Raw genomic sequence first — 16,289 nt, forward strand, 5'->3', positions numbered from 1 at the left:
ATGAGCAAAGACATCTCCTATCTCCGCCAGGAATTTCTGCCGGCCCTGCCCGCACCGACATCCGACAAGTCGATCGGCGGCTGGATGCGCAAGAACCTGTTTGCCACCCCGCTCGACTCCATCATGACGCTGGCCTTCGGCGCCGTGATCGTCTGGTTCGTGCTGTCGGTCTTTGATTGGCTGTTCATCTCGGCTGTTTGGTCGGGTGACGGACGCGCGGCCTGCGCGACACTCGTGCAGGGCGGCAACCAGCCGGATGGCTGGAGTGGCGCCTGCTGGGCCTATGTCGGTGACTGGTTCACCCAATTCATGGTCGGCTCCTACCCCCGCGACCAGCTCTGGCGACCGATCCTGATCGCCGTGCTGTTTGTCGCGCTTCTGGTGCCCTTCCTCATCCCGAAGATGCCACGCAAGGGGCTGAACGCCGTCCTGCTGCTCGTCGTGCTGCCCATCCTCGCCTATGTCCTGCTTCTCGGCGGCTCCTTCGGCCTCAGCCATGTGGAAACGTCGATGTGGGGTGGCCTGATGGTGACGCTGATCCTGTCTTTCATCGGCATTGTTGTCTCACTGCCCTTCGGCATCCTGCTCGCCATGGGACGGCGGTCGAAAATGCCGATCGTCAAGGCGGCTTGCGTTGCCTTTATCGAGCTCGTTCGCGGCGTGCCGTTGATTACCGTCCTGTTCATGGCCAGCGTACTTCTGCCCTTGTTCCTGCCACCGGGGGACAATATCGACAAGTTCCTGCGTGCGCTCGTCGGTGTGTCGATCTTCGCATCGGCCTACATGGCGGAAGTCATTCGCGGCGGCCTTCAGGCCATACCGAAGGGCCAGTATGAAGGGGCTGATTCTCTTGGCCTCAACTATGGGCAGAAGATGGTTTTCATCATCATGCCGCAGGCGATCAAGCTCGTCATTCCCGGCATCGTCAACACCTTTATCGGCATGTTCAAGGACACTTCGCTGGTCTCCATCATCAATATGTACGACCTGCTTGGCATCGTGAAGGCAAGCTTCGGCGACGCCAAATGGATCACGCCCGTCACACCATTGACCGGGCTGATCTTTGCAGGTTTCATCTTCTGGATCTTCTGCTTCGGCATGTCGCGCTATTCCGCCTTCGTGGAACGGCATCTCGACACCGGACATAAACGCTAAACAGGAAAACGCCCATGGCTGAAGCTCAACTCAAGAATGCCAAGGTTTCCGAAACCGAGGTCGCTGTCGAACTGATCAACATGAACAAGTGGTATGGCGACTTCCACGTTCTGCGCGACATCAATCTCAAGGTGATGAAGGGTGAACGTATCGTCATCGCCGGGCCCTCGGGCTCCGGGAAGTCAACGATGATCCGCTGCATCAATCGCCTGGAAGAACACCAGTCGGGCAATATTCTTGTCGACAATATCGAACTGACAAATGACCTGAAGAAGATCGACGAAGTGCGCCGCGAGGTCGGTATGGTGTTCCAGCACTTCAACCTCTTCCCACATCTGACAATCCTCGAGAATTGTACGCTCGCGCCGATCTGGGTCCGCAAAATGCCGAAGAAGGACGCGGAAGAGGTCGCGATGCACTTTCTCAAGCGCGTCAAGATCCCGGAGCAGGCAAACAAGTATCCGGGCCAGCTTTCAGGCGGCCAGCAACAGCGCGTTGCCATTGCCCGCGCACTCTGCATGAAGCCGAAGATCATGCTCTTCGACGAGCCAACCTCGGCACTTGATCCGGAAATGGTCAAGGAGGTGCTTGATACGATGGTGGGCCTTGCAGAAGAAGGCATGACCATGCTGTGCGTCACCCATGAAATGGGATTTGCCCGCCAGGTTGCGGACCGCGTCATCTTCATGGACCAGGGCCAGATCGTCGAGCAAAACTCGCCTGCCGAGTTCTTCGACAATCCGCAGCATGAGCGCACCAAGCTATTCCTGAGCCAGATCCTGCACTAAGCCGTGCACTGCCTCGACTCGTTACGCAAAAGGCCCGCCAATTGGCGGGCCTTTTTCGATTCTCGGCCTCTGTGTTTGGAGTGAACGGCGTGGATCAGCTGCACCAGGCATGACCACGCGCCATCCGCGGTCGCGCCAGGCCTTCGGAAACGAGAATTGACCCGAGCGAGCGGCCGTTACGGGTCGCAACCCGCATGGCGTCAGAGGATCCCTCCGTGCCCTGCCCCTTCAACAGTTGAAGGTCGAATTCTCCCGCATTCAACAGTGCCCGTAGACGCACCTTGGCGGCAAAACCTTTCTGCCGCTCCTGCGCGCAAGCCGCGTTCTCTGTCGCGGGCGCAATCACGTCTGCTAACACTACCTTTTTCTTGTTGACCCAGAAACTGTCGCCGCTTGCCACGCACTTATCTAGGCCGGAGGTGCCGCAAAAATAAAAGGGCCCGTGTAAGCCTGTGGCTGTTGCGGTCGCCGTTGATGCAACTGATACCGATGGGCGACTGACAGGAACTGGCGAGTCTAATGCCTTTGCAACTGCTTTGGGCGGCACAGGCGCTCGGACGACGCCGATGGGAAGATCCTTGTCGGCGCGCGTTGGTAACGCTGCCTGACGTTCTCCTCTCGGGGTCTCAGTCTTTGTCTCGCGGCGGTCGCGCGACAGATAGGGGCCGACCTCCTTCATCACTGCCGCCCTGTTCTCATAGACTCCGATACCCGCGGCGACGAGACCGAGAACGACAAGCCACGATGTGAGGCCCTGCCCGCTTCTGCTCGCGGACGAGCGGGTGGATTTACGGCGCTTGCGCGGTGTGCGGCGGTTCGATGTGCTGGCCATGGTTAACCTTTCGTCACCGGCATTATCGCCGCCAAGGGTTTCCAAATGGTTGGCGGATGCGACGAGTCGCCGACGACCGCAGATGATTTCACACCTCAGTCATCAGGTCATATGTTTGAATTATATCAGAGACTTGATGGGATAAATGGCGATCCCTGTAGGGCTCGAACCTACGACCTAGTGCTTAGAAGGCACTTGCTCTATCCAGCTGAGCTAAGGGACCGGCCAGGGCCGGCGACCATGCGCCGGCGGCAAGAAGGGGTCAGTGCGTCCAGGGCTGCAGGCGGCTGAACCGGAAATTATCGGTGTAAGAAACGACCTGACGCTTTGCGTCCTTAGGCAGGATGACACGGTAGTCAATGGCTTCGCGCTTGGCATAGGCCTCAGCCTGCTCGAGCGTTTCGAACATCAGCTTGACTTGCTGGCGGGTGTCTACTGAGCTGGTGTAACCCATCATCGGGTCAATTCGTCGCGGAGCGGCCTGATCGAATTCCAGCACCCAGAGATGTGTCTTGGCCTTGCCGGACTGCATGGCGGTTTTTGCCGGGCGATAGATCTTTGCAGACATTGGTCCCATCCGTCTCGAAGCCAATGACGGCGAGGCAGCCCGCCGCCCTTCATTCAGCGCGGCATAGGCCGGCTTTTCATTGCTGGTCGGAGTGGAGAGATTCGAACTCCCGACCCTCTGGTCCCAAACCAGATGCGCTACCAGGCTGCGCTACACTCCGCTCCAGCAATGGTGTGGGGATACACGGTTCCCCTCCCGCCTGCAACAGCAAAAACACGCTTTGCCTGGGCGTAATTCACTGAAAAAATTCAAGCCTATTGATTTACCGGTTGCGGCAGGTCCAGCGGAAGGCGCAATCGTGCTCCCGGGACCAGCCCGACCTCCGCTGCGCGACCGCCGCGAATCTCGAGCACATAGTGCACAGGCTCGCCCGAACTGACGATCGATTCCGAATAGGGCACCGTGCGCTCGGCAACACGTACCACCCTGCCCTCGTCATCAATGAAAACCATGTCCAGTGACAGCGGCGTGTTGGCCATCCACATGGTTACCATGCGTGTTTCACCGAAATCGAACAGCATGCCAGCATCTGCGGCAAGGCTGCTGCGCTCCATCAGTCCCCGTGCGCGCTGCTCGGCGGTCAGCGCCCATTCGACCTCAAAGCCTATGGTTTTGCCACCAGACAGTTCGAACGCGATTCGCCCCTTGTCGAACGTCACGTCTGCCTGACTGACGCCCGAGAAGCCCATAAACAGGAAAAGCGCCACTATGGCGCTTTTGAAGGATGCTACAAAGAATCGCGCGGACATGTCCAGGACCTCAATGCGCCCGGAGCGCCGGGCCGGGATTATCGGGGTGAATCTCGGCTGCCATGAGGCCCTTATCCCCTGGTCCAAAGCGGACCAGAACCGTCTGGCCAGGCCGCAGCTCGGTCAGACCGAAACGACGCAATGTCTCCATATGGACGAAAATGTCCTCAGTCCCCTCGCCGCGCGTCAGGAAGCCGAATCCCTTGGTGCGGTTGAACCACTTAACCAGAGCGCGTTCCAACCCGCTGGTTGGCGTGACCTGCACGTGTGTCCGCATCGGCGGCATCTGCGACGGGTGGACAGCCGTAGACTGATCCATCGACAGGATCCGGAAGGCCTGGTAGCCGCGATCACGCTTCTGAATGAGGGCGACAATACGGGTGCCTTCGAGAATGGTCTGATATCCATCGCGGCGCAGGCAGGTCACGTGCAGGAGAACGTCCTGCATGCCATTATCCGGCACGATGAAGCCGAAGCCTTTGGCGACGTCGAACCACTTAACCACGCCGGTGATCTCCAGCAGGTCAACGGCCTCGCCGGACAACTCCTCGAATCCATCGAGCCCCTTCGATGATATTCTGTCCGCCATTCCCCAAGCCCCTCGAAAACGCGTCACATTGCTTAGTTAACTGATTCTTGAGATTCAGATTAACATTCGGTCAATGCCTTTGCGCAAGCCCTTGTTTCACATTTCACCAGTTGCTTTTGCAGCGACAGCCTTGCTCGAAACTGTCGGCTGTACCATATGCCCAACGTCACAGGAGAAATCTGCATGCGCTACCTGCACACCATGGTCAGAGTGAAAGACCTCGACGCCTCGCTCCACTTCTATTGCACGCTTTTCGGCCTCCAGGAGATCCGGCGTTACGAGAACGAGAAGGGCCGCTTCACACTCGTCTTTCTTGCTGCGCCGAACGATCTCGATCGGGCAAAGGCCGAGATGGCACCTTGCCTCGAGCTCACCTACAACTGGGATACGGAAGATTACACAGGCGGCCGCAATTTTGGCCATCTCGCCTATGAGGTCGACGATATCTATGCCATCTGCCAGAAGCTGATGGACAATGGTGTCACCATCAACCGCCCGCCGCGCGACGGCCATATGGCTTTCGTTCGCTCGCCCGACGGAATCTCGATCGAGATCCTGCAAAAGGGCGAAAACCTCGCCCCCGCTGAGCCTTGGGTTTCCATGGGCAATACTGGCGCCTGGTAATCCGCTTCGCGCAAGTTTGCGCGCCTAGATTGGCCTCGATGCGAGAGGGCGAAGTCGTCGCCCTCTTTCTTCCAAGGAAGATAATTTCGGGGCCGTCATGACCACTTTCCTTTCGTCGTCCACACTGGCCAATGTCGCGTCTGTCGCGATGGCCGGTCTCTTGCTCGCCTCCTGTCAGACGGGCGCGGAAGAATTGCTGTCCATGGGCGACGCTACACCGGCTGCCTCTATCGCCAGGCCAGATGGGACATTGTCCGGCTATCAGGATCCCATGGTCGTGGCGATGGCGGGCAAGACGGTACCAGCGTCAGATGCCCCTGATGCACCGAACGACGGCCCGGCCCCAACCTTGAAGCGCAATCCGTCTCCCATGGCATCGGCTTACACCGAAATTGCGGAACCACCACCCGAGGTGCTCGCCCAACAGATTGCCAAGATGGGGAATGCAGCGCAATCTCACTCGACACCGCAAGCGAGCGCCGCAGATCTCGGCGACCTGACCATGCAGGAGACCGGCGTTCGCGCTGGTACCAACAGCATTTTTGCGGCAGCGCGGAGCCCAGCACCGCTCCCGGAGCCGGAGGTCGTACAGCCTGGACAGGTCGGCCAGAATGCAGCCTCCACCAGCATCGTACCGTCAGACTTACCGGTCGTCGGCGTGCGTGCGGTCAGCAAGAGCTTGTTCAGCCCCACCATCCAGGCGTCTGCTGCTGTTGATCCAGCCGCCGCCACTATGCCGGTGGCCGAGCCGACGCCGCCGGCTGCCCAAACCACGGATGACGGCCCACCTGTGCTGCGAAAGCTTTCCGATCCGCGCCCGAAGCGAAAGATGCTGGCGCTGCGGGAACCGCAGCAGCAAGTGCCGCAACAAGTGCAGATGACAGAGGAGCAGTTGACGGCGCTCGGCGCCGTTGCGGCACCGTCAGCGGCAGACGTCGCCTCGGCTGCGGAACCTTTGGCTGATCCGGCGACCAATGCAGCACCCGCCACCACTAAGAAGCGGTGGATGCCGTCCCTCTCGAAGCTGCTCTCAGGGGGCACAGCCGCGAAAGCTCAACCTGCCTCCCCTTGAGTGTGACGACCTCCGTCATAATTTGTGCAAAAACGCAAAAGCAACGCTTGCGGTCCTGAAACTCTCTGACTATAAGGGCGCCACCGAAGCGCACGCGCCCTTCGTCTATCGGTTAGGACACCAGATTTTCATTCTGGGAAGAGGGGTTCGACTCCCCTAGGGCGTGCCACTTCGGATATCACACGACATTGTGGAAAAGCTTGGTGGCGACTGCATCTAAGTTGCCGTCGTCGTTGCGTTTTTCCCTTGCCGGACCTCACATTCGAAGCTGTGGAAAAATTGTTGAAAGAGCGTGCAAAACCTCTTGCAAGCCAGCCCGGTTTTGGTCATAAGGGCCTCACCGAAGCGCACGCGCCCTTCGTCTATCGGTTAGGACACCAGATTTTCATTCTGGGAAGAGGGGTTCGACTCCCCTAGGGCGTGCCACTTCGGATTTTTCAAGACATCGTGGATAAGACATCTCGACTGCACTTAACGTGCTGCAGTTGCTTATGCTTTTGCGTTGGCACACCCCTTCGCAAGCTGTGGAAAAACTGTCGACAGACGAGGGAAAACCTCTTGCAAGCGCCTCTGGTTTTGGCCATAAGGGCGCCACCGAAGCGCACGCGCCCTTCGTCTATCGGTTAGGACACCAGATTTTCATTCTGGGAAGAGGGGTTCGACTCCCCTAGGGCGTGCCACTTCCAATTCCGTTCTCGTCAGGCAATCAATTTCGTTCCCGCGGCATCAAGGACGCGGAACTGGACCCGGCGGTTTCCCTGCCATTGGTCGGCGCTCAGATTGCCGGCGACATGGATCTGGTTACCCTTGTTGTTCATCAGAAAACGACCCAATTCCGTCTCGGCTGCGCGGAAGGCGATGCCGTCGAGACGGCTACCGTCCATGCTCTCCAGCGTAATCTTGATGTGCGTGGTACCAACGGGCCGAACGTCGCGCAGACGGTGCAGTGGCACAGCAAAGACCGGCTGCGGATGACCGGAACCGAACGGGCCTGCCGATTCGAGCTGATCGACCAGTGCCAGCGTCGCTCCGGATGCCCCGATTGCCCCGTCAATTTTGAGCGTCTGATTAGCCGCGAGGGCGGACACCTGCGTCATGGCCTGCTCGTCAAAAAAGGCGCGCAGCCGCCCAAGATTGGCACGCTCCACGGTCAAGCCTGCCGCCATGGCATGGCCGCCGCCCTTGAGCAGCAAGCCCTCATCAACAGCGGCCCGCACCATACGCCCAAGATCGAAGCCGCTGATCGAGCGGCCGGAGCCTGTCCCTTTGCCGAGCGGATCGAAGGCGATCGCAAAGGCCGGGCGCTTGAATTTTTCTTTGAGTCGCGCGGCAAGCAGCCCGACGATCCCCGGATGCCACTGCTCCTTGGCCGTGACGATCACGGCCGCGCGTTCGCCGGTCCCATATTCGGCCATGGCCTCTGCCTCGGCCTCTGCCAGCATCACGGCTTCCATCGCCTGTCGCTCGCGGTTGAGTTCATCCAGCTTGGCTGCGATCTCCTCCGCCTGCCCGGCGTCGTCAAGTGTCAGCAACCGGCTGCCGAGGGCAGCATCGCCGATTCGGCCACCGGCATTGATTCTGGGACCAACCAGAAATCCGAAATGGTAGGGAGTGACTGGCCCGCCGATGCCAGCCACACGCAAGAGCGCGGCAAGGCCGGCATTGTTCTGATGGCGGGCAGCGATCAGTCCTTTCGTCACATAAGCGCGGTTGAGGCCCTTCAGTGGCACCACATCACACACGGTCGCCAGCGCCACGAGATCAAGCCAGGCCAGGAGATCGAGCGAGCGCGCATAAGGGTGCCCCGCCTCGCGAAGGTGTCTCAGCGAGGCGACCAGAACCATGAATACAACACCGGCGGCGCAGAGATGCCCCTGCCCCGACAGGTCATCCTCCCTGTTCGGATTGACCAGAGCGTGACAGACCGGCATTTCGTGGCCCATCTGGTGGTGATCGATTACAACAACATCCACACCACGCCGCTCTGCAGCGCCGAGCGCCTCAATGCTGGTCGAGCCGCAGTCAACCGTGATCAACAGATCCGCCCCCCGGTCGATCAATTGGTCGATGGCCGCTGCATTCGGGCCGTAACCTTCAAAGATGCGGTCGGGAATATAGATTTCCGCTTCGACGCCGAAATGGCTGAGGAACCGGTACATCAGCGCAGACGACGCGGCACCATCCACGTCATAGTCGCCAAAGATCGCCACTCTCTGCTTCTTGTCGATCGCCAATGCGATGCGGCTTGCCGCCTTATCGCAATCCGTCAGCTTTGATGGATCGGGCATCAGATTGCGGATCGTCGGATCAAGGAAGGTGGGGGCATCGTCGACACCGACACCTCGACCGGCAAGAACGCGGGCCACGAGTTCCGGTATCCCATGCAACTGGCTGATGGCCAGCGCCCTGTTTTCACCGGCCTGATCGGTGCGCGACATCCATCGCTGACCGCTTGCGGATTGCTCGACACCCAGGAATGCGCGTTGGACGGGATCTACCGGTTGCGTCGACATGCCTGCCTTCCGGGCGACCATGCGCGGCCATGCCCTCACTCGATCAATGGACTTGAGCGGCCGTCAATGACGGCCAACTCCCTCTCCTTCTATAGAGATCGGACAGAATCGCCAGTGGTCTCGCAGCTCTCTCCGCAAGCCTCGGGAATAGAGATCAGGAAAAAAGCCAGGCGACGAGCACGAAGGGAAGCATCATAACGAGCGCCAGTGTCAGCAATTGGAGCCAGCCTGTCGTGCTCTCAAGGTCGGAGCTCACACTGTTATGCGCACACGCTTCAGCGCCCGCATCATGGCGAGCGCTTCGCAATTCACCCGATCGATCGATGACATGAGCACGGCTGCTACCGCTGATCATTCTGGAACCCCTCCCAAGAATCCATATGATGCTGTCAGCCTAGCCGAGTCCGGTCCTTTTGGCGAGCACTACCTATCGACGCACAGGATGCGATCAGCCCGCCAGTTCTGGCGGTCTGATCGGTCCGGGTCTCAACCTGGGTAAGGGATTGTCGCCTCAGCCTTTCGGCCGTTCGATCCGGATTACCTGCGGTTCACCAATGAGGTAGCCCTCGCCCTTGATGGCGCCGACGGCCTTGCGGACCGCACTCTCCATGGTGGCATGGGTGACCAGGATGATCGTCTGCGGCCGGTCGGCTGTCGCAGGTTCCTTGGCGTGCTGGACGATCGATTCGAGCGAAATGGCATTTTCCGCCATACGCGTCGCGATGCTGGCAAAAACGCCGGTGCGATCCTGGACCGTCAGGCGGATGAAATAGCCACCTTCATGGCTTTGCATTTCAGCTTGCCGGTAAGCGTCGAGAAGATGGGCGGGACGCCCGAGAACCGGCACGTTCTGAGCGCCTGGACGGCTCTTGGCAATATCGGTGACGTCGCCCAGGACAGCCGAGGCCGTGGCGTTACCGCCGGCACCCGGACCAACCATCAGCAGTTCTCCGAGAATGTCCGACTCCAGTGCCACGGCATTGGTGACACCATCGACCTGCGCAATCACCGAATCATGCGGCACCATGGTCGGGTGAACCCGCTGTTCGATGCCGCTCTCGGTTTTTTGCGCCACGCCGAGAAGCTTGATGCGATAGCCGAGATCGGCCGCCGCATGGATATCCTCGATCGAAATATTGGTGATGCCTTCAAGATAGATCTGGTCGGCTGCGATTTCGCAGCCAAAGGCGAGAGTCGTCAGGATCGACAGTTTGTGTGCCGTGTCGTTGCCTTCGATATCGAAGCTCGGATCGGCTTCCGCATAACCCAAGCGCTGCGCTTCCTTGAGGCAATCGGCAAACGACAGCCCTTCGCGCTCCATCCGGGTCAGGATGTAATTGCAGGTGCCGTTCATGATCCCGTAGATGCGGGAGAAATTGTTGCCGGTCAGCGACTCGCGCAGCGTCTTGATCACCGGAATACCACCGGCGACAGCGGCCTCATAGTTCAGAAGGCAGCCCTTGGCCTCGGCAAGCTTGGCGAGCTCGACGCCATGGCGCGACAGCAGCGCCTTGTTGGCCGTTACGACATGCAGGCCACGGGTGAGCGCTGTCCGGACCGACTGTTCAGCCGCCCCTTCCGCGCCACCGACGAGTTCGACAAAGACGTCGATGTCCGCCGTCTCAGCCATCGTTACCGGATCGTCGAACCAAAGGATGCCATCCATCGCAATGCCGCGATCCTTCGTCTTGTCGCGTGCCGAAACCGCCGTGACAATGATCGGACGGCCGCAGGCGACCGTGAGTGCGTTCGAACGCTGATGAAGGATACGGACGAGCGAGGCGCCGACGGTTCCGAGACCCGCCACGCCGATTTTGAGGGCATCAGCCATGAGGCATTCCTGAAAGTTCTGTAGGTGGGACAGGCGGTCTGCAACGACCGCCCGGTAAGACTCAACGATGGGCGTTGAGCGAGATCACGTTGTGCATGGTCTCGTCAGCCGTCGAGAGGAACTTCTTGATGTTGCGCGCGGCCTGACGAATGCGGTGTTCGTTCTCAACCAGCGCGAGACGAACATATTCGTCGCCCATTTCGCCAAAGCCAATGCCCGGAGCCACCGCGACATCGGCCTTCTCGACCAACAGCTTGGAAAATTCCAGGCTGCCGAGATGACGGAATTTCTCCGGGATCTTTGCCCAGGCAAACATGGTTGCGGCCGGCGGCGGCACTTCAAAACCGGCCTTGCCGAAGCTTTCGACCATAACGTCACGGCGACGCTTGTAGACGCTGCGCACTTCGGCGATGTCGGTGCCGTCGCCATTCAATGCATGGGTCGCGGCCACCTGGATCGGGGTAAAGGCGCCGTAGTCGAGGTAGGACTTCACGCGCGTGAGCGCTGCGATCAGACGCTCGTTGCCGACGGCAAAGCCCATGCGCCATCCCGGCATCGAGAAGGTCTTGGACATCGAGGTGAACTCGACGGCGACGTCCATTGCGCCCGGAACCTCAAGCACCGACGGCGGCGGATTGTTGTCGTCGAAATAGATTTCAGAATAGGCCAGATCCGAGAGCACGATGATATCGTGCTTCTTCGCGAAGGCGATGACATCCTTGTAGAAGTCAAGGCTTGCAACACGCGCCGTCGGGTTCGACGGATAGTTGACGATCAGCGCCAGCGGCTTTGGAATCGAGTGACGCACGGCGCGCTCGAGCGGCGGAAAGAAAGTCTCGTCCGGCTCGATCGGGATCGACCGGATCACGCCGCCCGTCATCAGGAAGCCAAAGGCGTGAATGGGATAGGTCGGGTTCGGGCAGAGGATCACGTCGCCCGGCGCGGTGATGGCCTGCGCCATGTTGGCGAAGCCTTCCTTCGATCCGAGCGTGGCAACGACCTGTGTGTCCGGGTTGAGCTTCACGTTGAAGCGGCGGGCATAATAGGCGGCTTGGGCGCGGCGAAGGCCGGGAATGCCCTTGGACGAAGAGTAACGGTGCGTGCGCGGGTCCTGGACCACTTCGCAGAGCTTGTCGACGATCGCCTGCGGGGTCGGCAGGTCGGGATTGCCCATGCCGAGATCGATGATGTCGGCGCCACCGGCTCGGGCGCTGGCCTTCAGACGGTTGACCTGTTCGAAAACATAAGGCGGCAGCCGCCGAACTTTGTGAAACTCTTCCATCTTCAACCCCTGAAACTGCGCGAATGCTGTTCGCCGCAGGCGGGTTCGTTCTCGCCAGTGATCACGCGCTCCGCAACGAACCGCAGAACCGAAGTCGCGTTAGTGTATGCCCGTTACAGCGCTGCCATCTAATCGTGTCGCAAATCCGGTCGAAAGGCCGGGATCAGCAGGAAAAAGCGCTGTTTCAACATTCGCTGCTTTGCGGAAAAATCACGCGAAGCGCAAGTCTTAATTGGCGATCTCGGCCTGGGTCTCAGCCCCGTGTCCAGCCGCCAAGCGTCGAAGCTCGACGAGCCGGCGCTGATATTCGGCCTCGGTGATCGTGCCGGCCTTCCTCGCGGTCGACAGAGCGGTCAGGCGCTGCTGCAGAGCCGACGCCTCCTCGTTGTTCATCTGGACGCTCGCAGCCGTCAGTGACCCGGAGAAATTCGGATAGCCGTCCGGATAAGTGGGACGCTGTGTCGGGGCCTTCGGCTGGTCCTCGTCTTCCACCGTGACTTCCAGCGCCGTGGACATTGGATTGGGCGCAGGCGGGGCCGACTGGCAGCCGGAACCGGCAAGCGCGATCACACCAACAACAAGGAGGGCAGACCGTGTCCGGTCCCATTCACTCAGAAAGCTTTTCACATCAGCCTCGGTCCGCCGCGTCCTTGCGGCAAATTCTGTCATCGCAGCGCATCCGGCATGACCGTTCTCATAAAGACTATGCGCCAATCGCTGGAACTTGTAGTCGTTTTCGGGCAGGATAGGCAAATACAAAAGATTTCAGAAGAATGGTCTGGGGGAGGTCATGGACAGCACGCGCGAAGACACCGACAGCGGCGCCGCCTTCGATCCCAAGCTGATCGAACCCTATATCGTCAAAGACCCGCAGGCACTGGCGATCAACGCGGCCAAGGCTCTTGAAAACCTTGGCAAGGCCGCATCCGTCTGGCTGAAGCCGCGCGAAAGCGGCGAGATCATCGACCCCGTGGGCGAGCCGGTGACCGAACTCACACGCACCATGGGCAAGGTGGCCGAATACTGGATGTCCGACCCCAAGCGGACGCTCGAAGCCCAGACGCATCTGCTGAACGCCGTGTTTGGCGTCTGGAGCCGGTCACTTGCCCGATTCGCAGCACCGGAGGTGCCCGTCACGGATCCGCTGCCGAAGGACAAGCGCTTCTCCGACGAGGACTGGGAGCGCAATCCCTTCTTTGACTTCCTGCGCCAGACCTATGTCGTGCTGTCGCAGTGGGCCGAAAAGATGGTCGACGAGGCCCAAGGCTTGGACGAACACACCAGACACAAGGCTGCCTTTTACGTTCGGCAAATCACCGCGGCGATGTCGCCCGCCAATTTCGTTGCGACCAATCCTCAGCTCTATCGGGAGACGGTAGCGAGCAACGGCGCCAATCTCGTCAAGGGCATGCAGATGCTCGCCGAAGACATTGAAGCCGGCGGTGGCGACCTCAAGATGCGCCAAACCGACAACAGCAAATTCGCCGTCGGCATCAACATGGCCGTGACACCGGGGAAGGTGATTGCCCAGAGCGATATCTGTGAGGTCATCCAGTACGAAGCGACGACCGAGACGGTGTTGAAGCGCCCTCTCCTCATCTGCCCGCCCTGGATCAACAAGTTCTACATCCTTGATCTCAACCCGCAGAAAAGCTTCATCAAGTGGTGTGTGGACCAGGGGCACACGGTCTTTGTCATATCCTGGGTTAATCCCGATGAGCGACACGCAGACAAGGGTTGGGAAGCCTATATTCGCGAGGGCGTCGATTTCGCGCTCGATACCGTGGAAAAGGCGACCGGGGAAAAACAGGTCAACGCGATCGGCTACTGCGTCGGGGGAACAATGCTTGCGGCGGCACTGGCGCTGCATGCGCAGGAAAACAATCAGCGAATCGCAAGTGCAACGCTGTTTACGACGCAAGTCGACTTCACCTATGCCGGCGACCTCAAGGTCTTTGTCGACGAGGGCCAGCTGACATCGCTCGAAGCCCGAATGCAGGAGAGTGGCTACCTGGACGGCTCGAAAATGGCGTCGGCCTTCAACATGCTGCGCGCCTCGGAACTGATCTGGCCCTATTTCGTCAACAACTACCTGAAGGGCCAGGATCCGATGCCCTTCGACCTTCTCTTCTGGAACTCCGATTCGACCCGAATGGCCGCAGCGAACCACTCCTACTATCTGCGCAATTGCTACCTCAACAACACGCTCAGCCAGGGCAAGATGCAGCTGGCCGGCAAAACCCTGTCGCTGAAGGATGTGAGGATCCCGATCTATAATCTGGCAACCCGTGAGGACCACATAGCGCCGGCGAAATCTGTTTTCGTTGGTAGCAGCCTGTTTGGCGGGCCAGTCGATTTCGTCCTCGCAGGCTCAGGCCACATCGCCGGCGTCGTCAATCCGCCGGATAAAAACAAGTATCAGTTCTGGACCAACGGCGCGGCTGTCGGCAGCTATGAGGACTGGCTTGCCGAAGCGAAAGAGACCACCGGTTCCTGGTGGCCCCACTGGCAGACGTGGATCGAAGCGCTCGACGACGCCCGCGTTCCAGCCAGAGCGCCGGGGGGCGGTGCGCTCAATGCGATTGCCGATGCGCCGGGCGCCTATGTCATGGCCCGGGTCTGAGGTCGCAACAGCTTGCGGTTCCACCCTGCACTGGTTCCTGCGGTCCTTGTTCGCCGCTACAAACGCTTTCTGTTCGATGCGGTCCTTGGTGATGGCACGCAGATCACCGGATTCTGCCCGAATACCGGTTCCATGCTCGGATTGACGAGCCCTGGCTCCAGGATCTGGTTGTCCGATCATCAGGGATCTGCCCGCAAGCATCGCTACGCTTTTGAGATCATCGAGGCTGATGGCACGATGGTCGGCGTGCATGCTGCGCTTGCCAACCGTCTCGCCGAGGAGGCGATCTCCGCCGGCCTTGTCAGTGACCTTGCAAGCTATTCCACGCTACGGCGCGAGCAGCGTTATGGCCGCAATTCGAGGGTGGACTTCCTTCTCTCCTCGACCGGACGGCCGGATGCCTATGTCGAAGTCAAGAACGTGCATTTCACCCGCGAACCGGGACTTGCCGAGTTTCCCGACACGGTGACAACGCGCGGTGCGCGGCACCTGGAGGAACTCGCCGTGGTATCTGCATCCGGCCAGCGTGCCATCATGCTCTACGTGGTACAGAGGTCAGACTGCAATCGCTTCAGACTGTGCGGCGATCTTGATCCGGGTTATGCTGCCGCCTTCGCACACGCCATTGCAGCAGGCGTCGAGGTCTATGCCGTGAAATGCCAGGTGAGTGCCGAGGAAATCAGCCCAACCGGACGCATTGGCATGGACGAGCCTGCCCTTGCTGCATTACAAGCGGCCCGACGGTAAAAAGACGGAAAGCACTCCGATGGTGACATATATCGACGCCGCTTCGGCTCCCCTCAAGAATACGGGCGCGATCCGGCTCTACAGCGCTGATGATTTCGAGGGCATGCGGCGGGCCTGCCAGCTAACGGCACGCTGCCTCGATGCGCTGGTGCCGATGGTTCAGCCCGGGGTGACGACTTCGGCCATCGATCGCTTTGTCTTTGAATTCGGCATGGATCACGGCGCCCTGCCTGCAACGCTGAACTACCGGGGCTACAAATATTCCGTCTGCACCTCGATCAACCATGTTGTCTGCCACGGCATGCCGGAAGACAAGCCGCTGCGTGACGGCGATATCGTCAATATTGACGTCACCTTCCTACTCGACGGCTGGCATGGCGATTCGAGCCGTATGTATCCGGTCGGCCAAGTGAAGCGGGCGGCAGAGCGGCTTATGGAAGTGACCCATGAATGCCTGATGCGCGGGATCGCCGCGGTGCGCCCCGGCGCCCGGACGGGTGCCATCGGCGAGGCGATCCAGACCTTTGCCGAGGCTGAGCGCTGCACCGTGGTGCGCGATTTCTGCGGCCATGGCGTCGGCCGCCTGTTCCACGACAGCCCGAACATCCTGCACTACGGCAAGGCCAATGAAGGGCCGGAGATGCGCGAAGGCATGATCTTCACCATCGAACCGATGATCAATCTCGGCAAGCCGCATGTGAAGGTTCTTTCTGACGGCTGGACGGCCGTGACCCGCGACCGCTCGCTCACCGCACAGTACGAACACACAGTCGGCGTAACTGCGACCGGTTGCGAGATCTTCACGCTGTCGCCCGCCGGCCTCGATGCACCTGGCCTCAATCGCTGACCTTCGGCGACCTGAGCCCGTTCCTGCCGTTTGAGGGGACGGGCTTGCGCAACTTACGCTTGCGCTGAC

General features: G+C 59.9%; 16 protein-coding genes and 5 tRNA genes. 10 read left to right on the forward strand and 11 right to left on the reverse strand.

Going from position 1 to position 16,289, the window contains the following annotated elements; all coding sequences use genetic code 11:
* On the forward strand, nt 1-1,155 hold the full coding sequence (locus ACSV9I_RS03890; RefSeq protein ID WP_054158343.1) for an amino acid ABC transporter permease: 1,155 nt from the start codon (nt 1-3) through the stop codon (nt 1,153-1,155).
* 14 nt (nt 1,156-1,169) lie between these two features.
* Nucleotides 1,170-1,943 (forward strand): amino acid ABC transporter ATP-binding protein, encoded by a 774-nt coding sequence (locus tag ACSV9I_RS03895; protein ID WP_438327396.1) that lies wholly within the window; start codon nt 1,170-1,172, stop codon nt 1,941-1,943.
* Nucleotides 1,944-2,037: 94 nt separating this feature from the next.
* Here ACSV9I_RS03895 and ACSV9I_RS03900 read toward each other — a convergent pair whose 3' ends face one another.
* The 6 genes from ACSV9I_RS03900 to ACSV9I_RS03925 form a co-directional block, all read right to left on the reverse strand.
* Nucleotides 2,038-2,775 carry a nuclease gene (locus ACSV9I_RS03900; protein ID WP_438327398.1) on the reverse strand — a complete coding sequence of 246 codons (738 nt, stop codon included), beginning with the start codon at nt 2,773-2,775 and terminating at the stop codon, nt 2,038-2,040.
* Between the two features lie 146 nt (nt 2,776-2,921).
* Nucleotides 2,922-2,998, reverse strand: a tRNA-Arg gene (locus tag ACSV9I_RS03905).
* Nucleotides 2,999-3,037: 39 nt separating this feature from the next.
* Entirely contained in the window at nt 3,038-3,343 is a 306-nt protein-coding gene (locus ACSV9I_RS03910; protein ID WP_438327400.1) for an ETC complex I subunit, read from the reverse strand.
* A gap of 83 nt (nt 3,344-3,426) precedes the next feature.
* Nucleotides 3,427-3,503: transfer RNA gene (locus ACSV9I_RS03915), tRNA-Pro, on the reverse strand.
* 94 nt (nt 3,504-3,597) lie between these two features.
* Nucleotides 3,598-4,092 (reverse strand): DUF192 domain-containing protein, encoded by a 495-nt coding sequence (locus ACSV9I_RS03920; RefSeq protein WP_054158339.1) that lies wholly within the window; start codon nt 4,090-4,092, stop codon nt 3,598-3,600.
* 10 nt (nt 4,093-4,102) lie between these two features.
* The gene (locus tag ACSV9I_RS03925) at nt 4,103-4,681 is read right to left on the reverse strand and encodes a cold-shock protein (RefSeq protein WP_054158338.1); all 579 of its coding nucleotides are present in this window, start codon (nt 4,679-4,681) and stop codon (nt 4,103-4,105) included.
* 183 nt (nt 4,682-4,864) lie between these two features.
* Here ACSV9I_RS03925 and gloA point away from each other — a divergent pair, with 183 nt between their 5' ends.
* The 5 genes from gloA to ACSV9I_RS03950 all read left to right on the forward strand — a co-directional run bounded on the left by gloA (nt 4,865) and on the right by ACSV9I_RS03950 (nt 7,057).
* Nucleotides 4,865-5,305: a lactoylglutathione lyase gene (gene gloA / locus ACSV9I_RS03930; RefSeq protein WP_054158337.1), complete on the forward strand. Its 441-nt coding sequence runs from the start codon at nt 4,865-4,867 to the stop codon at nt 5,303-5,305.
* Between the two features lie 97 nt (nt 5,306-5,402).
* Nucleotides 5,403-6,377 carry a hypothetical protein gene (locus tag ACSV9I_RS03935; RefSeq protein WP_438327402.1) on the forward strand — a complete coding sequence of 325 codons (975 nt, stop codon included), beginning with the start codon at nt 5,403-5,405 and terminating at the stop codon, nt 6,375-6,377.
* Nucleotides 6,378-6,471: 94 nt separating this feature from the next.
* Nucleotides 6,472-6,546, forward strand: a tRNA-Glu gene (locus ACSV9I_RS03940).
* 182 nt (nt 6,547-6,728) lie between these two features.
* A tRNA-Glu gene (locus ACSV9I_RS03945) sits at nt 6,729-6,803 on the forward strand.
* 179 nt (nt 6,804-6,982) lie between these two features.
* A tRNA-Glu gene (locus ACSV9I_RS03950) sits at nt 6,983-7,057 on the forward strand.
* An 18-nt stretch (nt 7,058-7,075) separates the two neighbouring features.
* Here ACSV9I_RS03950 and recJ read toward each other — a convergent pair.
* From recJ to ACSV9I_RS03975, 5 genes are all read right to left on the reverse strand, one after another.
* Complete coding sequence (recJ, locus tag ACSV9I_RS03955) at nt 7,076-8,890, reverse strand: single-stranded-DNA-specific exonuclease RecJ (RefSeq protein ID WP_438327404.1); 1,815 nt, start codon at nt 8,888-8,890, stop codon at nt 7,076-7,078.
* Nucleotides 8,891-9,044: 154 nt separating this feature from the next.
* Entirely contained in the window at nt 9,045-9,245 is a 201-nt protein-coding gene (locus tag ACSV9I_RS03960) for a hypothetical protein (RefSeq protein WP_438327407.1), read from the reverse strand.
* 156 nt (nt 9,246-9,401) lie between these two features.
* Nucleotides 9,402-10,721 carry a homoserine dehydrogenase gene (locus ACSV9I_RS03965; RefSeq protein WP_054159909.1) on the reverse strand — a complete coding sequence of 440 codons (1,320 nt, stop codon included), beginning with the start codon at nt 10,719-10,721 and terminating at the stop codon, nt 9,402-9,404.
* A 61-nt stretch (nt 10,722-10,782) separates the two neighbouring features.
* On the reverse strand, nt 10,783-12,003 hold the full coding sequence (locus ACSV9I_RS03970; RefSeq protein ID WP_054159910.1) for an LL-diaminopimelate aminotransferase: 1,221 nt from the start codon (nt 12,001-12,003) through the stop codon (nt 10,783-10,785).
* A gap of 228 nt (nt 12,004-12,231) precedes the next feature.
* The gene (locus tag ACSV9I_RS03975) at nt 12,232-12,672 is read right to left on the reverse strand and encodes an SHOCT domain-containing protein (protein WP_438327410.1); all 441 of its coding nucleotides are present in this window, start codon (nt 12,670-12,672) and stop codon (nt 12,232-12,234) included.
* A 121-nt stretch (nt 12,673-12,793) separates the two neighbouring features.
* On the opposite strand from ACSV9I_RS03975, the gene phaC reads away from it, so the two are divergent.
* Genes phaC through map form a run of 3 tightly spaced genes read left to right on the forward strand, consistent with a single transcriptional unit; the run spans nt 12,794 to nt 16,220 of the window.
* Nucleotides 12,794-14,626, forward strand: coding sequence for a class I poly(R)-hydroxyalkanoic acid synthase (gene phaC / locus ACSV9I_RS03980; protein WP_438327412.1), 1,833 nt, complete (start codon nt 12,794-12,796; stop codon nt 14,624-14,626).
* A gap of 12 nt (nt 14,627-14,638) precedes the next feature.
* Nucleotides 14,639-15,373 carry a DNA/RNA nuclease SfsA gene (sfsA, locus tag ACSV9I_RS03985; protein WP_438327414.1) on the forward strand — a complete coding sequence of 245 codons (735 nt, stop codon included), beginning with the start codon at nt 14,639-14,641 and terminating at the stop codon, nt 15,371-15,373.
* Nucleotides 15,374-15,392: 19 nt separating this feature from the next.
* Nucleotides 15,393-16,220, forward strand: a complete 828-nt coding sequence (gene map / locus ACSV9I_RS03990; RefSeq protein ID WP_054159913.1) for a type I methionyl aminopeptidase — start codon at nt 15,393-15,395, stop codon at nt 16,218-16,220.
* Nucleotides 16,221-16,289: the final 69 nt, after the last annotated feature.

This window comes from Rhizobium sp. G187 (assembly GCF_051549525.1).
Taxonomy (GTDB): domain Bacteria; phylum Pseudomonadota; class Alphaproteobacteria; order Rhizobiales; family Rhizobiaceae; genus Allorhizobium.

What these genes read in the sequence shown, in the direction of transcription:
- ACSV9I_RS03890 (WP_054158343.1), top strand. Translation starts at nt 1, where the DNA reads ATGAGCAAAGACATCTCCTATCTCCGCCAGGAATTTCTGCCGGCCCTG.
- ACSV9I_RS03895 (WP_438327396.1), top strand. Translation starts at nt 1,170, where the DNA reads ATGGCTGAAGCTCAACTCAAGAATGCCAAGGTTTCCGAAACCGAGGTC.
- ACSV9I_RS03900 (WP_438327398.1), bottom strand. Translation starts at nt 2,775, where the DNA reads ATGGCCAGCACATCGAACCGCCGCACACCGCGCAAGCGCCGTAAATCC.
- ACSV9I_RS03910 (WP_438327400.1), bottom strand. Translation starts at nt 3,343, where the DNA reads ATGTCTGCAAAGATCTATCGCCCGGCAAAAACCGCCATGCAGTCCGGC.
- ACSV9I_RS03920 (WP_054158339.1), bottom strand. Translation starts at nt 4,092, where the DNA reads ATGTCCGCGCGATTCTTTGTAGCATCCTTCAAAAGCGCCATAGTGGCG.
- ACSV9I_RS03925 (WP_054158338.1), bottom strand. Translation starts at nt 4,681, where the DNA reads ATGGCGGACAGAATATCATCGAAGGGGCTCGATGGATTCGAGGAGTTG.
- gloA (WP_054158337.1), top strand. Translation starts at nt 4,865, where the DNA reads ATGCGCTACCTGCACACCATGGTCAGAGTGAAAGACCTCGACGCCTCG.
- ACSV9I_RS03935 (WP_438327402.1), top strand. Translation starts at nt 5,403, where the DNA reads ATGACCACTTTCCTTTCGTCGTCCACACTGGCCAATGTCGCGTCTGTC.
- recJ (WP_438327404.1), bottom strand. Translation starts at nt 8,890, where the DNA reads ATGTCGACGCAACCGGTAGATCCCGTCCAACGCGCATTCCTGGGTGTC.
- ACSV9I_RS03960 (WP_438327407.1), bottom strand. Translation starts at nt 9,245, where the DNA reads ATGATCAGCGGTAGCAGCCGTGCTCATGTCATCGATCGATCGGGTGAA.
- ACSV9I_RS03965 (WP_054159909.1), bottom strand. Translation starts at nt 10,721, where the DNA reads ATGGCTGATGCCCTCAAAATCGGCGTGGCGGGTCTCGGAACCGTCGGC.
- ACSV9I_RS03970 (WP_054159910.1), bottom strand. Translation starts at nt 12,003, where the DNA reads ATGGAAGAGTTTCACAAAGTTCGGCGGCTGCCGCCTTATGTTTTCGAA.
- ACSV9I_RS03975 (WP_438327410.1), bottom strand. Translation starts at nt 12,672, where the DNA reads ATGACAGAATTTGCCGCAAGGACGCGGCGGACCGAGGCTGATGTGAAA.
- phaC (WP_438327412.1), top strand. Translation starts at nt 12,794, where the DNA reads ATGGACAGCACGCGCGAAGACACCGACAGCGGCGCCGCCTTCGATCCC.
- map (WP_054159913.1), top strand. Translation starts at nt 15,393, where the DNA reads ATGGTGACATATATCGACGCCGCTTCGGCTCCCCTCAAGAATACGGGC.